Source organism: Bartonella sp. SL320, assembly GCF_059687635.1.
In genome coordinates this window covers 309132-329048 of record NZ_CM185143.1, presented here as the reverse complement: position 1 = coordinate 329048, position 19917 = coordinate 309132, and the positions used below count along the sequence as shown (strand labels likewise).

The 19917-nt window shown below is 39.3% G+C and carries 18 protein-coding genes and 1 pseudogene; 8 read left to right on the top strand and 11 right to left on the bottom strand.

Features of this window, described 5'->3' with window-relative positions; translation table 11 throughout:
• The first annotated feature begins 457 nt into the window (after window positions 1-457).
• On the top strand, window positions 458-1501 hold the full coding sequence (locus AC6ER8_RS01300; protein WP_497078695.1) for a tetratricopeptide repeat protein: 1044 nt from the start codon (window positions 458-460) through the stop codon (window positions 1499-1501).
• Window positions 1502-2450: 949 nt separating this feature from the next.
• Window positions 2451-2849 (top strand): conjugal transfer lipoprotein TrbH, encoded by a 399-nt coding sequence (locus AC6ER8_RS01295; protein WP_497078693.1) that lies wholly within the window; start codon window positions 2451-2453, stop codon window positions 2847-2849.
• A gap of 285 nt (window positions 2850-3134) precedes the next feature.
• Here AC6ER8_RS01295 and AC6ER8_RS01290 read toward each other — a convergent pair whose 3' ends face one another.
• Window positions 3135-3290, bottom strand: coding sequence for a hypothetical protein (locus AC6ER8_RS01290; protein ID WP_497078691.1), 156 nt, complete (start codon window positions 3288-3290; stop codon window positions 3135-3137).
• Between the two features lie 713 nt (window positions 3291-4003).
• Between AC6ER8_RS01290 and AC6ER8_RS01285 the strand changes: the two genes are divergently transcribed.
• Window positions 4004-4369, top strand: a complete 366-nt coding sequence (locus AC6ER8_RS01285; RefSeq protein WP_497078689.1) for a helix-turn-helix domain-containing protein — start codon at window positions 4004-4006, stop codon at window positions 4367-4369.
• Window positions 4370-4701: 332 nt separating this feature from the next.
• On the opposite strand, the gene AC6ER8_RS01280 is transcribed toward AC6ER8_RS01285, so the two are convergent.
• The gene (locus AC6ER8_RS01280; protein ID WP_497078687.1) at window positions 4702-5265 is read right to left on the bottom strand and encodes a hypothetical protein; all 564 of its coding nucleotides are present in this window, start codon (window positions 5263-5265) and stop codon (window positions 4702-4704) included.
• A gap of 181 nt (window positions 5266-5446) precedes the next feature.
• On the opposite strand from AC6ER8_RS01280, the gene AC6ER8_RS01275 reads away from it, so the two are divergent.
• From AC6ER8_RS01275 to AC6ER8_RS01260, 4 genes and pseudogenes are all read left to right on the top strand, one after another.
• Window positions 5447-5983, top strand: coding sequence for a hypothetical protein (locus AC6ER8_RS01275; protein ID WP_497078685.1), 537 nt, complete (start codon window positions 5447-5449; stop codon window positions 5981-5983).
• A gap of 832 nt (window positions 5984-6815) precedes the next feature.
• A complete protein-coding gene (gene efp, locus AC6ER8_RS01270; protein ID WP_497074940.1) occupies window positions 6816-7391 on the top strand; it encodes an elongation factor P in 576 nt (191 codons plus the stop codon).
• Window positions 7392-7403: 12 nt separating this feature from the next.
• A complete protein-coding gene (locus AC6ER8_RS01265) occupies window positions 7404-8195 on the top strand; it encodes an inositol monophosphatase family protein (RefSeq protein ID WP_497078683.1) in 792 nt (263 codons plus the stop codon).
• Between the two features lie 192 nt (window positions 8196-8387).
• Window positions 8388-8563 (top strand): annotated as a pseudogene (locus AC6ER8_RS01260) (inositol monophosphatase); the annotation flags it as partial.
• A gap of 91 nt (window positions 8564-8654) precedes the next feature.
• On the opposite strand, the gene AC6ER8_RS01255 reads toward AC6ER8_RS01260, so the two are convergent.
• The 6 genes from AC6ER8_RS01255 to AC6ER8_RS01230 form a co-directional block, all read right to left on the bottom strand.
• On the bottom strand, window positions 8655-8864 hold the full coding sequence (locus AC6ER8_RS01255; RefSeq protein WP_497078681.1) for a hypothetical protein: 210 nt from the start codon (window positions 8862-8864) through the stop codon (window positions 8655-8657).
• A gap of 532 nt (window positions 8865-9396) precedes the next feature.
• Window positions 9397-9879 (bottom strand): hypothetical protein, encoded by a 483-nt coding sequence (locus tag AC6ER8_RS01250; RefSeq protein ID WP_497078680.1) that lies wholly within the window; start codon window positions 9877-9879, stop codon window positions 9397-9399.
• A gap of 199 nt (window positions 9880-10078) precedes the next feature.
• The gene (locus tag AC6ER8_RS01245; RefSeq protein ID WP_497078679.1) at window positions 10079-10342 is read right to left on the bottom strand and encodes a hypothetical protein; all 264 of its coding nucleotides are present in this window, start codon (window positions 10340-10342) and stop codon (window positions 10079-10081) included.
• 169 nt (window positions 10343-10511) lie between these two features.
• Window positions 10512-10811, bottom strand: coding sequence for a hypothetical protein (locus AC6ER8_RS01240; RefSeq protein WP_497078677.1), 300 nt, complete (start codon window positions 10809-10811; stop codon window positions 10512-10514).
• Between the two features lie 1262 nt (window positions 10812-12073).
• The gene (locus AC6ER8_RS01235) at window positions 12074-12439 is read right to left on the bottom strand and encodes a helix-turn-helix domain-containing protein (protein ID WP_497074945.1); all 366 of its coding nucleotides are present in this window, start codon (window positions 12437-12439) and stop codon (window positions 12074-12076) included.
• A gap of 738 nt (window positions 12440-13177) precedes the next feature.
• On the bottom strand, window positions 13178-14968 hold the full coding sequence (locus AC6ER8_RS01230) for an ABC transporter transmembrane domain-containing protein (protein ID WP_497078675.1): 1791 nt from the start codon (window positions 14966-14968) through the stop codon (window positions 13178-13180).
• A gap of 189 nt (window positions 14969-15157) precedes the next feature.
• Between AC6ER8_RS01230 and rpmE the strand changes: the two genes are divergently transcribed.
• On the top strand, window positions 15158-15379 hold the full coding sequence (rpmE, locus tag AC6ER8_RS01225; protein ID WP_497078673.1) for a 50S ribosomal protein L31: 222 nt from the start codon (window positions 15158-15160) through the stop codon (window positions 15377-15379).
• A 514-nt stretch (window positions 15380-15893) separates the two neighbouring features.
• Here the strand turns inward: rpmE and AC6ER8_RS01220 are convergent.
• The 3 genes from AC6ER8_RS01220 to gap all read right to left on the bottom strand — a co-directional run bounded on the left by AC6ER8_RS01220 (window position 15894) and on the right by gap (window position 19829).
• Window positions 15894-16925 (bottom strand): class I fructose-bisphosphate aldolase, encoded by a 1032-nt coding sequence (locus AC6ER8_RS01220; protein ID WP_497078671.1) that lies wholly within the window; start codon window positions 16923-16925, stop codon window positions 15894-15896.
• A gap of 115 nt (window positions 16926-17040) precedes the next feature.
• Entirely contained in the window at window positions 17041-18234 is a 1194-nt protein-coding gene (locus tag AC6ER8_RS01215) for a phosphoglycerate kinase (protein ID WP_497078669.1), read from the bottom strand.
• A gap of 587 nt (window positions 18235-18821) precedes the next feature.
• Entirely contained in the window at window positions 18822-19829 is a 1008-nt protein-coding gene (gene gap / locus AC6ER8_RS01210; RefSeq protein ID WP_497078667.1) for a type I glyceraldehyde-3-phosphate dehydrogenase, read from the bottom strand.
• Window positions 19830-19917: the final 88 nt, after the last annotated feature.

Here is a 19917-nt window from a genome sequence, read left to right as displayed (position 1 = left end):
CTTGCATCAGCTCTAGGAACAAGTGCTTCCTTAAAGACTAACCACACACACTAAAAACACTTCAATATGGCTTACTTTGTCAGTTTACGATGCTTGTATTACTGCCCTAAATAACCCGTGTTTTGACGAAAAAATAGGCTATGCAGCCTCTTAAACCTTAATTAAATCATGGGAATAAAGCGCATTAAAAAAAACCACACGCTTACCACCACAATTTTCAGTGAGCCAAATATTGCCATAAGCATGGGTGGAGACAGAAATTATAAAAGTCCATACTGTTGTTCAAGCAGGGAATAATTTTGCAACCTTTTAAAACTTTTGATGCGAAAGAAAAAAACACATATAAATCTATACCCTTGAAGAGAAGTATTTTGACGCAAGATAATTCTTTTTCTCATACTTGATATCATAAAAGAAAAATGTGAAAATCCCGATTGGTAATGAGGAGGAGACATTGATGATCAAGAAAAGCGTTAAAGTGCTGATGGTCGCCCTGATAGGATTGACAAGTTCTGTTGTCAATTCTGCTGGCAACACTGAAGAACTCTCAAATTTTGAACGCTCTTTCAATACGATTCAAGAATCTTCACCCCCAGAAGAACCTTTTCAACCCTTAAAAGCTGGAGATTATGACCAAGCCTATGACTATTACATTCAAGGCTATTATTTAAAAGCTTTTCGAGAAGCCCTCCGGCGTGCTGAAAAAAATGATCCTTTTGCTCAAACGCTTCTTGCGCGAATTTATATGGAAGGATGCGCTGTTCCTATTGACGGTGCGCGGGCTGCTTTATGGTTTGAACGCGCTGCAAAACAAGGGGAACCCCAAGCCCAGCTTCGCTATGGACTGATGTTATTTGATGGCCATTTTGTAAAACAAAACCAAGAACTTGGTGAACAATTTATTCGAAAAGCTGTCAACGCAGGCGTTAAGGAAGCCTATTTTTATTATGGACAACTGCTTCTTTATAAAGCCTCACAGGAAAAACAAAATCTCCCCGGCGTCTCTTCCTCAAGCCGTGAAAATAAAGCCATTGAACAAGCCTTAAAATGGCATTTAAAAGGAGCTGCTCTTGGAGATGCTGAAGCGGCTTTTGCAGCGGCAAAAATTCTTTCCTTAGGCACTTTAAATCAACCAAAAGATGATCGTAACGCCCGCAGGCTCATGGAAGTCGCTGCTCAAAACAACCACTTAAAAGCTCAACTTCATTTAGCACAATGGCTTATACAAGGCCGTGGAGGAAAAAAAGACTTTAACCGTGCTTTTCATTTACTGCTTCACAATGCGACCAAAATGATCGCCCCAGCACAAATTTCTCTTGCAAGACTTTACCGCGACGGCATCGGAACAAAAGGCGATATGATCATGGCAGCAGCATGGTATATGCTTGCAAAGGAGGCAAAAATGCAAGCCCCTGATCTTGAAATAATGCTCCAAGGCATGAACAAAAAACAACAAGAAAAAGCGCGCAAAGAAGCCATAAAGCTCCTTCCTGTTTTTTAAAACACACTGAACAAGACTTAAAATTTTGCTTGGCACAAATTTTCTTCGAAAGGCTTTAGCCAAAGAATAAACAAAATGATGCTTCAAAGCGTATAATAAATTGATTTATAATGATAATCTAGCGTTATTCATATTGAATGAGAGTCCCGAATAATGTAACATTCCTTTATTTCAAACCTGCTTATATTGAATCAATCAAAACCACTCATTTGCACATAACAAGCGGGATGAGTGTGTGGATAAAATTTGTATAAGACAAGGATTTTAAATGGTTTTTCATGAACCGTCTTACGTGCCAAGATCTGTCGCAACATTGGGGGCATAGTGTGATAGTGCCGGCTTATTACTTCATAAGCATGAAAGACAGCACAATAACAACGCGCCACGCTCTAACAGGCCCCGTGCGCTCTATTGGCTAAAACAGACAGAAAGCGCCTGATCTAAAATGCCCCCCCTCCCATAATTGACCAGCCATTCTCATCAAAACATCACATGTGCAAAGTCTTATGCCTTACAACACAACAATTCAAACGATAACATTTTACAGCAAACAGCATAAGTACTTATGTATATTTTAAAAAAGGTAACCTTCAAAAAGCCGTGTTTAAAAATTTATTTGGTCAATCTAGAGCAACACCGAACACATCATTTTATCATGGTGCATTTTATCATGGTGCCAAAAGACACACTCTTAACATGCAAACGCAAAAGATTGCTTTCGTATCGCAATCCCCAACGCAGCAGTTTATTTAAAAGACACGCTGCAAAAAGCATTTCAAACAACTTTAAATTAAAGTAAAAACCATTATTCATGAATGAATTACCGCTTGATTGAAAATCAATATATTGTTAACGTAAGTTATGAGCGAAGTTATTCTTATTCCTAATGGAGGAGCTTCGCAGGAAAGCTTGATAATCAAGGTATAGAACTAAAAGAGGGGGAATAAGCGTGTTAAAATATTTATTTCTGTCGCCTATTGTGGTGGTGGCCGGCTGCGCATCTGTAGGGGTTTATTCATCAAATTATGTGGATCAAAATCTTACAAATAAACAGGCAAAATTCGTCGCTAACGATTTTATTAGCAGTATCAAAAGACCTTTACCACCAGCAACAACAACAATTCTTATAAAGAAAAGTAATACAGTAGACAACTTTACACCTTTATTTATCAAGCTATTGCGGCGGAATGGATATCGCGTGATTTATACAGATCAACCCCAAAAGTTGCAAAACATGGGGGTGAGTTTGAGTTATAGAATACAATTAAATAGTACAACTATAGTGTCTTTACTTCAGTATAATGTGAACGGAGAGCCGCGTGCTCGTATAAGTACGCATCCTAAATAAACCCGCTCTTTGAGGACATTATTTTAAACGGAAAGACTTAAAAGTTCTTGCGAAAAACGAAGAGATTTGCACCTCAATAAAAACCTTTGTTTTTTAGCAAGAATAGATGAGTTTTATTCCATATAAATTTCATTCCATATTGTAACGATACAAAATAGTGTAAGTTATAGCTTTAGGATTTAAGGACAGTAGAGGACTAAAAACAATGAAAAGTGCTCTACACCCTAGCAAATGATTACACGAAGATATTAATGCAAAGCTCGGCTTATCTGTGATTGAAGCACCTCAATAGCTTGCTATAGCTCGTGTAGCGCTTTCTAAAGTATCGGTAAAAATCTTCATAACGACATTTTCCCTCATAACAATATTTTTATTGACACATTCATTGGCAAGAAAACGTCCTGTATCATTTTCTTTAAGCAAGCGCTGTTCAATAAACAAGCATTCTCCAACAAACAAGAGAGCGAGGCTATCCGCGACACTATATTGTCCTTAAAGATATGGAAAGATCAGAGGGATCAAAAGAGCGATACTTTCTTGATCAATGGCATGAAAAACACCCCGCCTCTCGTTAAAAAACTTATTTTTATTGCCAATCTTTTGAAAGAGCTTTAGGAATTAACAAGTGTTTTGATCGCATACTCAATCATCAAGAGAGCTCTGAAAAATCTAAGCTTTAACGTAAAAATAAACCCGCTTTTCGAGTATGTGGAATTCTGGGAGATTTTGCCATGTCCAAGTGTTCCCAAGCACTAAAAGAAAAATGCTGATTTGAGTTCAGTGTTTTAGACTCCCAGAATACGCATGGCGCTCGCACGAGGTGGGAGAAGCCAAACCAGAAATTCTCAAGCTCACGTTCCCATTGGCACAAAAAATCGCTTAAAAAGCTCTCTTCATTTTTATTGCCAATCCTCTCAAATTACTTTATGAATAAAAAGGTGTCTTGGTCGCACACGCAACGACCAATAGGGATTAAAAGCCTGAAACCTAAACATGAATTTATCCCACTGATGTGGGTATCCCGGAATTCCGGGAGATTTTGCTATGTCCAAGTGCGTCTTCGCACTAAAAGCAGAATGCTGATTTAGGTTCAGTACTTTTAACTCCCGGAATACTTCATGCGAGGGCGCTCGCAACCGGAGGGGGAGGAGAAAATGCAATCCCAAAATCTTAATATTGATCTTTGTGTGGGCAAAAAAATTCGCTTGAGACGAAAAATGCTCAAAATGTCTCAAACAACTTTAGGGCATGCTTTAGGAATAAGCTTCCAACAAATTCAAAAATATGAAAACGGCTTAAATCGTGTAAGCGCAGGGCGTTTAATGCACATTGCTCATATTTTGCATGTTCCGATTTCCTTTTTTTACGCGGAGGTCATGTCAAAACAACAGCCCCCCTACTCTCACGATGAAATCATCTCCAGCACAGAGGAATATCTGCTGCTTCAAAGATTCAGAACGCTCACCACAGTGAAACAAAGGGCTATTTTACAACTCATCATGGATGAACATGCAAACTAAAATGATGCAGATAACATGACACGCTCTCTAAACATAACAGGCACTCATAGAGCTTACATGCACTGTTCATCAACAGCCCGCTCTCTTCATCTAATCAAAATGAAAGCTTTTAACACCACACGCGCCCCCACAATCTCTATGCACAGCAGTCATACCTATAGCTCTTTCCTGACCTGTGCTCTTATAATTTGAGACAATCAACACTCAAAAAAACGCGGCTCAAAACCCAACTTTTTATTATGTATTAAAGCCCAAAACACAAAAAGAAGATATAGAAAAAAACTCAAGCTCCCCACATGCTCTTCTCTTTTATACAACCTTCAAGATTATTTTTATTCATCGTTTGGAAGATTTTCTTGAGACGCAGATAATTTTAGTTCATATGTTCGTATGAATGCGACAGATTGATCACCTTTGAAAAAAAGTGCAGGATTAACCCAATACTGATTACGCAATTTTGGTTGTAAAAAACCTTTAGCTATAAGTTCTTTTAAGCCATTGTGAAATGTTCTGTCAGTCATATCAGACTTTTCACCATTTAAACCACCATTAAGCCAAGCTAAAGTAATGCTATCTGTTAATTGAGTAGATCGGTATATTTGAAAAACCTCTATGAAAATACGATATCCCGTACGGGTTAGGTTAAAAGTTTTTCGAACATTTTCAATAAATGTTTCCACAAAATATTTCTCATCTGTTTTTATAATTTCTTCAGCTTCTTCCTCAGCAATATGAGACAAATGTATGCGAACAACTTCATGTGTATTGGGATTGTTAAATTCTTGGTGTTTAACATTTGTTGTAACAGTTTTACCACAAATGCGTATTTGATGTTTATTAAGAAATGGATTTTTTATAGGTGAGTACTCTAACTTTCGCAAATTAATATTGTTCATTATAACTGTCCACCAAGAATTTTTAGGCAGCAATTTCACTCTTGTAACAAGTCATTAAATACAAAAGAAATAATTTCTATATTTTTTCTTCTTTTTAAAGAAGAAAATATTTGACATAACTTTCGCTAAATGTTACATCTTATTAAAACTCACTACCAAACTGACAATTGTATTATCATAAATGACAATTCATACATTAGCTCCACAAAGAAAGCAAACCATCAGGTGTGCAAAAAATCCATTTGAACGACAAAAACCATTTGAAGATGCGCATCCTTCTATTAAAAGAGAATCCATACTGACAGAAAAACCCCATAATTCAGCAGATGAAAAAACTGTTCCTACGATTCAAGAAGATCTTGAATATAGACAATTTACAAAACAACGCATTTCTCACATTGGGCTATTTTATAAGCTTGGTTCATCTGGTGTGAAGGTTTTTGAAATATTAGCATGGATATTTAAAAATAAGACTATCTGTAAAAACCCCATACCTTTGGATCGTTTTGTTTTGCGTGATTTTCTCAACCAGAAAAAAGTTGACCTTCAAAAGCACGCCCCTCAAAAACATGCCTCTCAAAAGAACACATTATCCCTATCATCATCAACATTTTCACGCGGCTTGGCAGAGTTAGAAGAAGCTAAGATAATTGCCAAACATATCCGCAAAGGTTGGTATTTTATCATCCAAATTTTGTTTTTAATGGACAATATGTGATATTCTCACACCACGTTAATCATAAAGAAAAAGCTAACAAAAGCGCTGTTTCATACAGCGAATAATATTTTCTTCAACGATGTATGTCTCTTTTTGCACTGAGATGAATTTGAAATAAACTATTGTAAGAGAAAAAAGCACACCATGACAAGAAAAATATCCCCCATGCTGTTCTTTAAATTTCATGCTATTCATTAAATTTAAAGAACATTGATCAATGCAACATTTGGCTTGCCGCCCCACGCTTTAAAGGACACAAGCCCCTTCCCAATCCAATGGATCAACACTCCAGCGTCTTCAAACAAGACTGAACTTTCCATTTCATGGGGTTCATATCACGAAGATTATAAGGACAATCACCCTCTCCCATATTCACCACTCATTCTCATAAAAAAGATCTCATGATTTTACATGAATTTTTACCATCAACCTTAAGAAGGTTTTATGACACAATAGAATGATTTTCTCCCAAAATCCCCAAAAAATTTCCCCAAAGTCCTAAAAAATTTTGTGCAAATTTTTAAAAAGCTTGCGTCTTTGTCCTTTTTATGGTCTTGCAAAGAACTGAAAAGTAAAAATACATCAAGGTCCTTGTTTGTACTTAAGCCTTTCTCTGCAAAGCTCATGAGAAAATTTATGAGAAAACGCCATGAACCAATCCATGGCAAGACAGATGAAAAGCACACAAAGAGACCATGAAAGAGCAGCAAGACTAACAAGAGAGTTTGAACCCAAACACAAGATAAAGAGTTTATTGTTAAAGGCAGCAAAGAAAAGCGCCATCAAAGCGACAAGAGAGCTCTTTTTGCAAGAATAGAATTGGATAGAAACGATGAAAATTAATGGCAATGAAATTCGTCCTGGTAATGTGATTGAGCATCAAGGAAGTTTGTGGGTTGCAGTCAAATGCAACGCTGTAAAACCTGGAAAAGGTGGGGCATTTAATCAAGTTGAACTGAAAAACCTCATTGATGGAACAAAACTCAATGAACGCTTTCGTGCCGCTGAAACGGTAGAGCGCGTACGCTTAGAACAAAAAGATTTCACTTTTCTCTATCAACAAGGGGATGCTTTGGTCTTTATGGATTCAGAGTCATATGAACAACTTGAACTTCAAAAAGATTTTGTTGGTGAACGGGCTGCTTTCTTGCAAGATGGGATGACAGTTACCGTTGAACTTTATCAAGAAAAGCCTATTGGCATTTCCCTTCCTGATCAAGTTGCTGTCACGATTGTGGAAGCCGATCCGGCTCTTAAAGGACAAACGGTGACCTCCTCTTATAAACCTGCCATTCTTGAAAACGGTATTCGTATTCTTGTTCCCCCCTTTATGAATGCCGGTGAACGGATCATTGTTGACACCAACGAGTTGATTTATTTGCGTCGTGCAAATGAAAAAGATAAATAAAGGAATAAAAAGATGGCCCATTCTGCAGTCATGAATGTTATGGTGCAAGCCGCCATGAAAGCAGGACGCTCGCTGGTGCGTGATTACGGTGAAGTACAAAATTTGCAAGTGTCTTTGAAAGGGCCAGCCGATTACGTCAGCCAAGCCGATCGCAAAGCAGAAAAAATTATTTTCACTGAACTAAGCAAAGCACGTCCCAAATTTGGTTTTCTGATGGAAGAATCTGAAGAAATCGTTGGAGAAGATTCACAACATCGTTTTATTGTTGACCCTTTAGATGGTACCACAAATTTTCTTCATGGCATTCCTTTTTTTGCCGTTTCCATTGCTTTAGAAAGCCAAGGAAAAATCGTTGCAGGCGTTATTTACAACCCCGTAAGTGATGAACTTTTCACCGCAGAACGCGGCAATGGTGCTTTTTTTAACGACCGCCGCTGTCGCGTTTCTGCACGACGCAGACTAGAAGATTGTGTCATTGCTACAGGCATGCCGCATTTTGGGCGTCCAGGTCATGGAACCTATCTGATTGAATTGCGCAATGTAATGATGGAAGTTGCTGGACTTCGCCGTTTTGGCGCAGCATCCCTTGATTTAGCTTATGTTGCCGCTGGTCGAACCGATGGCTATTGGGAAGACAATTTGCAAATTTGGGATATGGCTGCTGGAATCTTGATGGTTCGCGAAGCTGGTGGTTTTGTCACCGATAAAGAAGGTGGTGATAACATTTTCCGCAAAAAAAATATCCTCGCCGGCAATGAACACATCCGTAATAAGCTAGAAAAAGTTCTCAAAAAAGGCATTTAAACCTCACATTCACCCCTCAAAAAATGTCTTTCTAAAAAGCAATACGCCCCCTGCTCTTAATCTAAATATCCCTCATCACACAGCCGATCTTATAAAATTGGCAATGTGATGAGAAAAGCCATAACCCCTCCCCATTTTGATACTACTGCTCTTGATTGAGCACACCTTGCCACTAGCCAAAACAATAGCTTTTTGGAAGACAACCTGCAAATTTGGGATATGGCCGCTGGAATATTGATGATTCACGAAACTACCGATTTTGTCACCGATAAAGAAGGCGGCAACGATATCTTCTGCCAAAAAACATCCTCGCCGGCAATGAACACATCCGTAATAAGCTAGAAAAAGTTCTCAAAAAAGGCATTTAAACCTCACATTCACCCCTCAAAAAGTGTCTTTCTAAAAAGCAATACGCCCCCCCCCGCTCTCATCTAAATATCCCTCATCACACAGCCGATCTTATAAAATTGGCAATGTGATGAGAAAAGCCATAACCCCTCCCCATTTTGATACTGCTGCTCTTGATTGAGCACACATTGCCACTAGCCAAACCAATGGTTTTTGGAAGACAACCTGCAAATTTGGGATATGGTCGCTGGAATATTGATGATTCACAAAACCGGTGGTTTTGTCACCGATAAAGAAGGCGGCAACGATATCTTCTACCAAGAAACATCCTCGCCGGCAATAAACATATCCGCCTGAAATTAGAAAGCCCCCTCAAAAAAGGCTTAATCCTATAGTCTTTTAAAAAGCCCATTTAAAAAAAATCTTAAAATCGGCCCCCTCCTTAGCATCTTATAAAATCAGAAAAAAATAACGTGGAAGCAAACTTTTCAACTTTCTTTACAGACATAAAAGAAAATGATGAATGAAACACTATCACCAACCACCAATGCCCCCACCTCCCCCCTCAAAGAGGCAATGACAGCTTAGCCAATATTATTACGTTGTTGTTTCTTCAATTCTCTCACAAACGCGCTCACAAACGAAAAAAAACCAACACAGCAAACGCTTCAAGAAGCACCAATCATACCAAAAACAAGCCCCCTCCTTCTCTTAAGAAATTATCCTTCACAGCGCAAAATATTGGCTCCAAACGCCTCTCCCCTTTGCTAAAAGCTGCCACATATGCATCTCAAGAGTTTTCCCTACAGAGTGCCAGAGATTTCAGCAAATTCATTGCACGTCCCATCCCCTTCTAATCATCTTGTAAATAGCCTATGAAATGCGCACGGGGTTTGTAATAATCAAAATCCTTGTTCTCAAAAATCGCTTCCTGCATTTTTCTCTTAACTTGTTCTCGATCCTTTTTAACAGCCTCTTCCAGTGCCTTAAATTTCTCATCACCAAAGATAAATCTCAATTTTTCTTGTGAATTTCCTATTCCAACGAGATTTTTCCAAAAGATCAACCGGTTATCACATTTCTCATTTGACACCTTCATCCATTCCTTTACGCCTAATTTGTAAGCTTTTTCAAATGTTGGCATCTCTTCAGAAATACTAAGACCTTTTTTCTCTTCTTTATCTCTCTTTCTACAAATCTTCATTGCCTCTTCAACCGTGGAGTAACAACAATCTTCATCAAAGGCAGTATAGCCCTCTTTCACCGTATCAATAAGCTGCTTATAGTAAATGAAAGTTTCTATTGCTTCTTTATAACCATCGGAAATATCATACAATAATGATAATGTACGATATTTATAACATATAAGAGACTTATATTTTGAGGAAAATGATAATATGAACTTTTTAATACCTCTTCGATCTCTTCATACTCTGTATCTGTAGATATATCATCATAATAGATTTCCATAGATGCTAGCTCTTCATAGCACCCTGAAGCCTTATCTTTTTGTTGCTGTTCATATTCAGCTGTAATCATATTATCAACCACATATAAACACCAATGAAGCGACAGCATTGTATGTTTATAGCGTTTTTTTTCGTGAGTGGATCTACAAACTTTTGCAGAGAAATCCCATTCTTTCTCATCAATCGCACTGCTTTTAGATAATTTTCCTTAAAAGTTATAATGAATGCATTTATTTTTTTGATATGCTCAGCAGTGAGTTCTTTTGTCAGCGCCTCACCATACAAAAACCATGCTTTTCCATATCCTTGCATACAAATATCTTCTACCATCAAAGGCCATTGTCCGCTGGATTTAGAAGGTGGCCAATGTCTAGGACTTTTTATCTCCAGTAAATCCCTTTCCCAATGTCTTACTTCTTCATCCTATTGTTTAATCCATTCTTGTGATATTTTTTGCATTTTTTCAAAAAGCCTTTGCTCTCACTGTATAATAACTCTTTTATATTACTGTACTTTTATAATCGTGTAATTTTTCAATTTCTTTAAGTCTTTCATTTAATTGTTTATTATGCCTCTTTACCACAACAAGCATAATACTCTCTACTAAATAGGCTATAATTACCACACTCAACAAAATATTCGTTGAAGCTTCAAAGTACCAAAGCCCCCCCAAAATTATGACAAATAGCACCGTATCTTCAAATCCTGCATGGCAACCTTTCTTCATTGCCTTCCAAATGTAGTAGAGTATAACTCCTAATATGAATATTCCCCCTATGACAAAGATAGTATTACTCATTATTGCCCTCTTTAATGTGCTCATGATTATTTTTAGAGTTCTCTCATCGATCCCTCTTGATTGTATCAATATGTGTTATACTAGTCTTTAAACTACTAAATGCTCTGAGAGAAATGAATAATATGAAATTTAGCTTTATACACAAGTAAATTTACAACATTTTGTATTTAATTAGACTGCTCTCGTGATTGATGCGCTTTTAAAAAATATTATCAGCTCTCAAAACCCATAACTCTCTTATGTTTCAAACAAAGGAAATTTTCCCCCTTAAAAAGAAACAAATTACGTACGCTATAGGCTCTTTTTTACATAAAAAAGCGGTCTCTGCCTATTGATCAACTCTTTTTCTGCAATCCAGCACCATTATACACGCACCATTATACATTTCCCCCAATGTTGCCTTTATAGCCATTAATTCGAGACAATTCATGAAGACGTATTGTCCTTTCTCAAAGTGTTTTATGTACAAAAACTTCCTCACTTATTACACACGTAACATGGTGTTGATTGATGCACTATAAATAAATTTGAAAGGAAAAAATCTTATGCTGTCATTTAACATAATAAACATTTAACATAATAAACAATGTGTTATCCTAATCAACGTTCTGCCATGAAGAGAGCTCTTTGCACAAAATCTCATAATCCATAGAAAATGAGCTTAGCATCGCGTTACATTCTCCCCACAAAAATGTTTTTATCAAAATGAGTAATCTCACGCATAATAAAGACAGAGTGCCTCAATTTTGATATTTCTCCTTCATGAGAGATCCAAATACTGCAAAATTCCTTCATTTCAAATCTCTCTCATATTGAATCAATCAAAATCACTTGCCTGCACATCACAAGCGAGATGAATGTGTAGAGTAAAATTGTATAAAATAGCTTTTCATGAATCGTCTGACAAACACAAGGGGTGGTCCACAACACTCAAAGGCTGGCACAAGTGTGTGATGATGTCGGCTTCTTCTGATCAAGCGTAAAAATGACAGTGCTCAATATTTATAATGTATAATTGACATTTATAATTGATGAGACTTTATCATTATACCATTCACAAACCGCCGTCGCAAAATGGGTATGACGGGCGTTGGAAAATGTTTCTTTAAAAAAGCCCGTGAATGTGCAAACCAATAGCGTTCTATTTTCTCCAATACCCATAAATGCTTATTGAAGAGAGCGGGATATTGATGCAAAGAGGGTCGTAGGCTCTATGAGTGCGTATCACGTTATAGAGAGTGCGTCACGTTATCCGCACCATTTTAGCTTGCATTTTCATCCATGATGAGTTGTAAAATGGCTTTTTGTTTTATTGCGGTGAGCGTTCTAAATCTTTTAAGCAGCAGGTATTCTTCTGTGCTGGAGATGATTTCATCGTGCTGGTATGGAGGCGGCTGTTTTTTGATGATATCTGCATAAAAAAAGGAAATTGGAACATGCAAAATATCAGCAATTTCCATTAAACGTCCCGCGCTTACACGATTTAAGCCGTTTTCATATTTTTGAATTTGTTGAAAGCTTATTCCTAAAGCATTTCCTAAAGTTGTTTGAGACATTTTGAGCATTTTTCGTCTTAAGCGAATTTTTTTGCCCACACAAAGATCGATATTAAGATTTTGGGATTGCATTTGCCCCCTCCGGTTGCGAGCGCCCTCGCATAAGTATTCCGGGAGCTTGAAAGTACTGAAACCTAATCAGCTTTTTTTGCTTTTAGTGCATAGAGATGCACCTGGACATAGCAAAAACTCCCGGAATTCCGGGATACCCACAAAGTGGGATAAATTCATGCTTAGATTTTCGGGCTTTCAAGACCCTCTTGGTCGTTGCGTATGCGACCAAAACACCCTGTTATTCATAAAGTAATTTGAGAGGATTGGCAATAAAAATGAAGAGAGCTTTTTAAGCGCATTTTTTGCCAATGGGAACGTGATCTTGAGAATTTCTGATTTTCCTTCACCCGCCGGTTGCGAGCGTCTCTTATGCGTATTCCGAGAGCTTAAAAGTACTGAAACCTAATCAGCCTTTTTTGCTTTTAGTGCGAAGATGTACCTAGACAGTGCAAAAACTCTCGGAATTCCGAGATACCCACAAAGTGGGATAAATTCATGCTTAGATTTTCGGGCTTTCAAGACCCTATTGGTCGCCATGCATGCGACCAAAACACCTTTTAATCTGTAAAGTAATTTCAGAAAATTGGCAATAAAAAACAGCTTTTTAATAAGAGGTGGGGTGTATTTTCAAGTCATAAAGCGCTTACAACGAAGGCTGTTCTTTTTCCCATGAGGGGCGCGACCCCAAAAAACACGAGGAGAAACAAAAACGTAAGGCAATGCATCACCTCCATTAGAATACTGATAATTATATTCTTATTCGGGTGAAAATTGCAATTTTGCGAGGTAAGCATAAACACCATTTTTTGCCACAAGTTCGGCGTGGGTTCCTTCTTCCACAAGGGCGCCTTTATCCATCACGAGAATACGATCCGCTTTTAAAATGGTTGCCAAACGGTGCGCAATCACCAATGTTGTGCGATTTTGCATCAGCCCTTCTAAGGCTTCTTGCACAAGCTTTTCACTGTTAGCATCAAGCGCAGATGTTGCTTCATCCAGCAGCAAGAGAGGTGCATTTCTTAAAATCGCCCGTGCAATACCAATGCGCTGCTTTTGCCCCCCAGAAAGCATGGTCCCACGTTCTCCTACCTGCGTATCCAAACCATCGGGTAAAGATTCAATAAATTCAAGTGCATTGGCTGCTTTAGCGGCAGAAAGAATATCCTCTTCCGTAGCATTTTCAGTCCCGAAAACAATATTATCACGCAATGTACCATCAAAAATAGCAACCTCTTGCGGAACATAAGAAATTGCTCCCCGTAAATCCTGTAAAGAGAGGTGATCAATTTCCATACCATCTAACCGAATTTTGCCGCTTATTGGGTCATAAAAACGTAAGATCAAAGAAAAAATAGTGCTTTTTCCTGCCCCTGAAGCACCAACAAAAGCAACGGTTTCGCCGGCTTTGATAGAAAAGGAAAGCGCATGTAAAATCTTCTCTTGTGGTCTAGAAGGATAGGTAAAATCAACCTGATCAAAAACAAGTTCGCCTCGAACCGGTTTTACTAAAGAAGCAGGTTTTTTGGGCGTTAAAATCATCGGCTTTTCTTGCAACAATTCGGCCAATCGTTCAGCAGCACCGGCAGCTTGGATTAATTCTGCCCCCAGTTCCGATAATTGCGCAAAGGTTGAAGCTCCAAAAACAGCATAAAGGACAAATTGCCCTAAGGTTCCCCCTGTCATCGTTCCATTCAAAACATCACGCGATCCAATCCACAAAACAGCAACCACACTGCTAAACACAAGAAAAATGGCAAATCCGGTAAAAAAGGATCGCAAAATTACAGAAGCCCGCGCTGTCTGAAAAGCACGTTCTATCAACTGAGAAAAACGTGTCGAAACAAGTTTTTCAGCCGTAAAAGCTTGCACCGTACGAATAGCACTGACCTGTTCTGTTGCAACAGCATTCGCATCTGCAAGACGATCTTGCGCCGCACGCGTACGTGCACGAACTTTACGTCCAAAAACCACCAAAGGAATTGCCACAACAGGAATAGCAGCCAGAACCAACAAAGATAATTTAGCATTGGTGATCACCATCATCACAACGGCACCGACCACGATAATCAGCTGACGCAAAGCGGTAGAAGCCGTCGAGCCCACAGCTAATTTTATTTGTGTCGTATCTGTTAACAGCCTTGAAACAATCTCTCCGGAATGCGACCGATCAAAAAAAGCAGAAGAAAGTTTCATAATATGAACAAACACATCACGGCGTAAATCGGCAACAATCCGTTCTCCCAATGTGATCACACAATAATAACGACAAGCGGAAGAAAATGCCAAAACCAAGGCTAATAAAAACAAAACGCTAAAGTAAAAATTGATATGTCCATGACTTGAAGCAGAAAATCCATGATCAAACATTTGGCGGATTGCTATGGGTAAAGTTAATGTGACAAGGGCAGCAACAGACAAAGCCACAAAGGCCAAGATAAACAACCAGCGATAACGCAAAAGATAAGGAATAAAAATTGCAAGCGAAGAGAAGGGAGATTTTTTAGGAAAAGATTTTGTAGTTTTTTCTGAATGACGATATAATTTCATAAAACTCCGCTCACTTTATTCAATGATTTATAACACGTGATACAATGATGCATCTTGAACACTTGTTTTTTAGTGCGTGCTCAGCTATAGGAATAAATACTTTAATCAATGTATCAAAAAGACAAAGGAAGCGCACTTAAAAAATCAAGCAAGTGTTCTTTCATTCTATAAACGCAAAAGGTTTTACGCATGAAAGCGAATATTCATCCTAACTATCACAAAATTACCGTTGTTATGACGGATGGAACCCAATATACAACGCGCTCCACTTGGGGAAAAGAAGGGGATACCCTTAATCTCGATATTGATCCAAAAACGCATCCAGCATGGACAGGTGGGTCCCAGACACTCGTAGACCGTGGCGGTCGCCTTTCTAAGTTCAAAAACCGTTTTGGTAATATTGGAATGTAAAAGCCTCCTTCTCGTGGAGCAAATTTTTAAACAAAACGATTGCCTCGTTAAACGACGAGGTTTTTCTTGTGCTGTAAAAAATGCACTTTAAAGGTTAGTTCAAAAACGCACCAGTAGAAACAGATGGGTCTCAAGGCTTATCAACCATAGTGGCTGCGTTTTTTTTAATTCAAAGATCATTTTGAAATATCAGCATAGTCTCTCTTCTCATGGGGCATAAAGATTTCAAAGAACTCTTTAAACACCGTGCCCGTCTGTATCACCGCAAAGCAACGCACAATGGAGTATTTTGACAGGCATGCAATAGAATGCTGACACGATACTCCCTCCATCAGCACTCACCATTCAACAATCGGCACAATCTAATCACGAAATTCTTGAGAAAAAAAGAACTGTATCCCTTATCGAGGAGCAGAATGTGCAAAGAGCTTATGCATTTTGATTGCCCTCGCCTGAGCTCTGCATCAAGGACAATCACCGCACATCCTTATGAAAAATTCAAGTCTATGGCGCTTCAAGCAGACGCCTCTTCTTGGCTCTTTGTCCATTGCCCTAAAGCCGCAAGATGGTTCATGCGCGCACGATGACAAAACGCCTTTTGTGCAACGGCAATATTCTCATCTTTGCCATCCCATGCTTTTAAAGCAGCCGCTTGCAATGCACGTCCGTAGGAAAAAGTCAATTTCCAAGGCAATGCCCCTAAAGAATTCATGGCAGACAAATGCGCCGTTGCTTCCTCATCTGATTGTCCTCCAGAGAGAAAAGCAATTCCTGGAACAGCAGAAGGAACGGTTTGTTTAAGCACACGAACAGTTTTTTCAGCCACTTCTTCAACAGAAGCCTTGCGCGCATCCTTGCCATCAATCACCATATTAGGCTTTAAAATCATCCCTTCTAAAACAACACGGGCTTCAAATAATTCTTTAAAGACAGTTGTCAAAACAGCGCGTGTCACTTCAAAGCAACGCGCAATGGAATGCTGACACGACGGTCCATCCATCAACACTTCCGGCTCAACAATCGGCACAATATTGAGTTCCTGACATAAAGCAGCGTAACGTGCAAGAGCTTGTGCATTTTGATTGATAGCGCCTCTTGTTGGTAAAGTATCTGCATTAATGGCAATCACCGCCCGCCATTTAGCAAAACGCGCACCCAAAGCATAATAGTCTTTTAGCCGTTCACGAAGACCATCCAACCCTTCGGTAATGGTCTCTTGAGGAAAAGCAGCCAAGGGCTTAGCACCCGTATCCACTTTAATGCCTGGTAACGCCCCTGCATCACGAATAAGATCGGTTAACATTTGCCCCGTTGAAGCTTTTTGTCGAATGGTTTCATCAAATAAAATCACCCCAGAGATAGCACTTTCCATTGCTTCTTTTGCGCTAAAAAGCATTTCACGATAAGCACGGCGTCTCTCTTCATTGGATTCAACACCAATGCTTGTAAAACGCTTGCCTATTGTCGCCGTACTTTCATCCGCCGCTAAAATACCTTTCCCCACTTGGACAAGAGAAAGTGCAATATCTTCAAGCCGTTCAGTCATAAAAAATTCCTCTTTATTTTCTCTACTTTATCTGATCTTAAAATTTTCCAAAAGTGCACAATACGCTTAACATACCACGACATACAGCTTTAAAGCTGCTTTTTAAATAATCCCTTTAATCCTGCGTAAGAGCAAGAATTCCAGGTAGAACCTTCCCTTCCATCCATTCTAAAAAAGCCCCTCCTGCCGTTGAAAGATAAGTAAAATCATTGGCAACACCAGCATGATTAAGCGCAAAAACCGTATCGCCTCCTCCTGCAATTGAAACCAACTTTCCCGTTAAACTGCGTTCTGCGGCATGGCGTGCAACGGCAATTGTTCCCTTATCAAAGGGGGGCATCTCAAAAACACCAAGCGGACCATTCCATACAAGGGTAGCAGCCTTATCTATTACGCCCTTGATATGGGCAATAGAGCGCGTGCCAATATCCAATATCATGCCATCTTCAGGAATATCACCAATATCATAAAGACGATGCGGCGCCTCTTTTTCAAAGCGAAACCCAACAACAGCATCCACAGGAAGCAGAATTGTGCACTGACATTCTTGTGCTTTTTTAATGATTTTTTTGATCGTTTCCATCAACGCATGTTCACACAGCGATTTTCCCACATGGACACCTTGTGCAGCCAAAAAACTGTTGGCCATTCCTCCCCCAATAACCAAGGTATCGACTTTTTCCACCAAATGATTAAGAACAAAAAGCTTACTGGAAACTTTCGCTCCTCCTACAAGAGCAACCACAGGATGCGTTGGATTTCCAAGTCCTTTTTCTAAAGCCTGCAATTCACCTTGCAGTGATCGCCCCGCATAAGAAGGCAACAAATGGGTTATCCCCTCCACCGAAGCATGCGCACGATGCGAAACTGAAAAAGCATCATTGACATAAAGGTCCCCATTATGCGCGAGAGCTTCCGCAAAAGAACAATCATTTTTTTCTTCACCGGCATAAAAACGAACATTTTCGAGCAATAAAATATCCCCGTTTTGCAATGCCTCCACCGCAACCTGCACCACCGAACCGATACAGTCAGGAACAAAAGCAACCGGCTGTTTCATGATTTTTTCCAGCACTGGCACAACAGGTCGAAGTGAAAATTCTGGCTCTACCTTTCCTTTAGGACGACCACAATGAGAAAGCAGAATAAGCTTAGCGCCCCGCTTTTGTAGCTCAACGAGAGTCTCTTTATGTCGCTGAAGACGTGTCTCATCACAAACTTTTCCCTGCGCCATAGGAACATTAAAGTCCACGCGCACAAGAACACGTTTTCCAGTGACATCAATATCATCAAGCGTACGAAATCCCATCACGGCTTCCTCTTCACTTTCCATTGTTTCAAATCAAAACACATCGAACAAACCCGCTTAATTTTCTCTCCATTAAAGCCCCCTCCTGGCTTTTGCCTGCCCCCTCCTGACCTTTACATGAAAAGAATCCACGACAATCCTCTTCTCTCAACGCTTGTGCCTAGAAAATCTAAAGCTTCCATCATCAAGTGTACCAAAGCCGCTCATCGCTCTTAATTTTCTAAATTTCATTGTTGCAAATCCATGCCCCATTGTTACAAATAAATGCATTGGCTCCATTTTCTTTTCACTAAAACGCCCCTTTACTTTTATGCAAATACGCAAAAGGGATTACATTTTTCGTTTTCTAAACCTTTGCTTAAACGTTATCTCGTGATGTTGTTTTTTCAAAATTTACTCTTTCATACGGCTTTTAACGGCACATATTGCCTCGTATTAAAAATATCATCAATCTGTCAATCACATTGTCTCTCGCGCGCATCAAAACAACAATCTCTCTTTATTTTCTCAAAAGAATGCACCTTAATTTGTACAAAAACGAGGCTTTTTCCTATAAAAAGAGGACCCTGAGGTCCTCCTTAGAGTGTTTATATTGTCTTGGCAAAAGCCACAGCCGTATCACTCATACGGTTAGAAAAGCCCCATTCATTATCATACCAAACGAGAACACGACAAAGCTTACCATCAATAACTTTGGTTTGATCATTATGAAAAATGGCTGAATGCGGATTATGATTAAAATCACAACTCACGAGTTTTTCTTCTGTCGTATCCAAAATGCCTTTTAGGGGTCCTCTTGCAGCAGCCTCAATCGCTGTATTAATTTCTTCAATTGTTGTGGAACGCAGAGCAGTAAATGTCAAATCAACCACAGAAACATTAGGGGTTGGAACACGAATCGATACGCCATCAAGCAATCCCTTTAATTCTGGCAAGACCAATCCCACAGCTTTTGCCGCGCCTGTTGAGGTAGGAATCATCGAAAGAGCCGCCGCACGCGCACGGTAAAGATCACGATGCATTGTATCCAACACCGGCTGATCACCCGTATAAGAATGGATTGTTGTCATAAAGCCTTTTTCAATGCCCACGGTATTGTGTAAGACTTGTGCAACAGGTGCTAAACAATTGGTTGTACACGAAGCATTTGAAACAATGCGATGCTCTTTGCTTAAAGATTGATGATTAACCCCATAGACAACCGTAAGATCTGCGCCTTCAGAAGGTGCAGAAACAAGAACACGCTTTGCCCCCGCATCTAAATGAGCCTTTGCTTTATCACGTGCGGTAAAAATGCCCGTACATTCCAACGCGATATCGATATCCAACTCTTTCCAAGGCAACTGTGCAGGATCACGCTCTGCGCATACCTTTATTAAACCACCCCCTACATCAATGGCATCTCCCACCACCTTAACATCCCCAGGAAAACGCCCATGAACTGAATCATAGCGCAACAAATGGGCATTTGTTTCCACCGATCCTAAATCATTAATTGCGACCACTTCAATATCTTTTCGTCCACTTTCCATAAGTGCCCGTAAAATATTGCGTCCAATACGACCAAACCCATTAATTGCAACACGAACTGTCATTTCACATGTTTCCTTATCTAATTTTTAAAGCACAACATTTAAAACACAACAAATGGACATTTTCCAATCCCAAACCATGAGTTCCCAA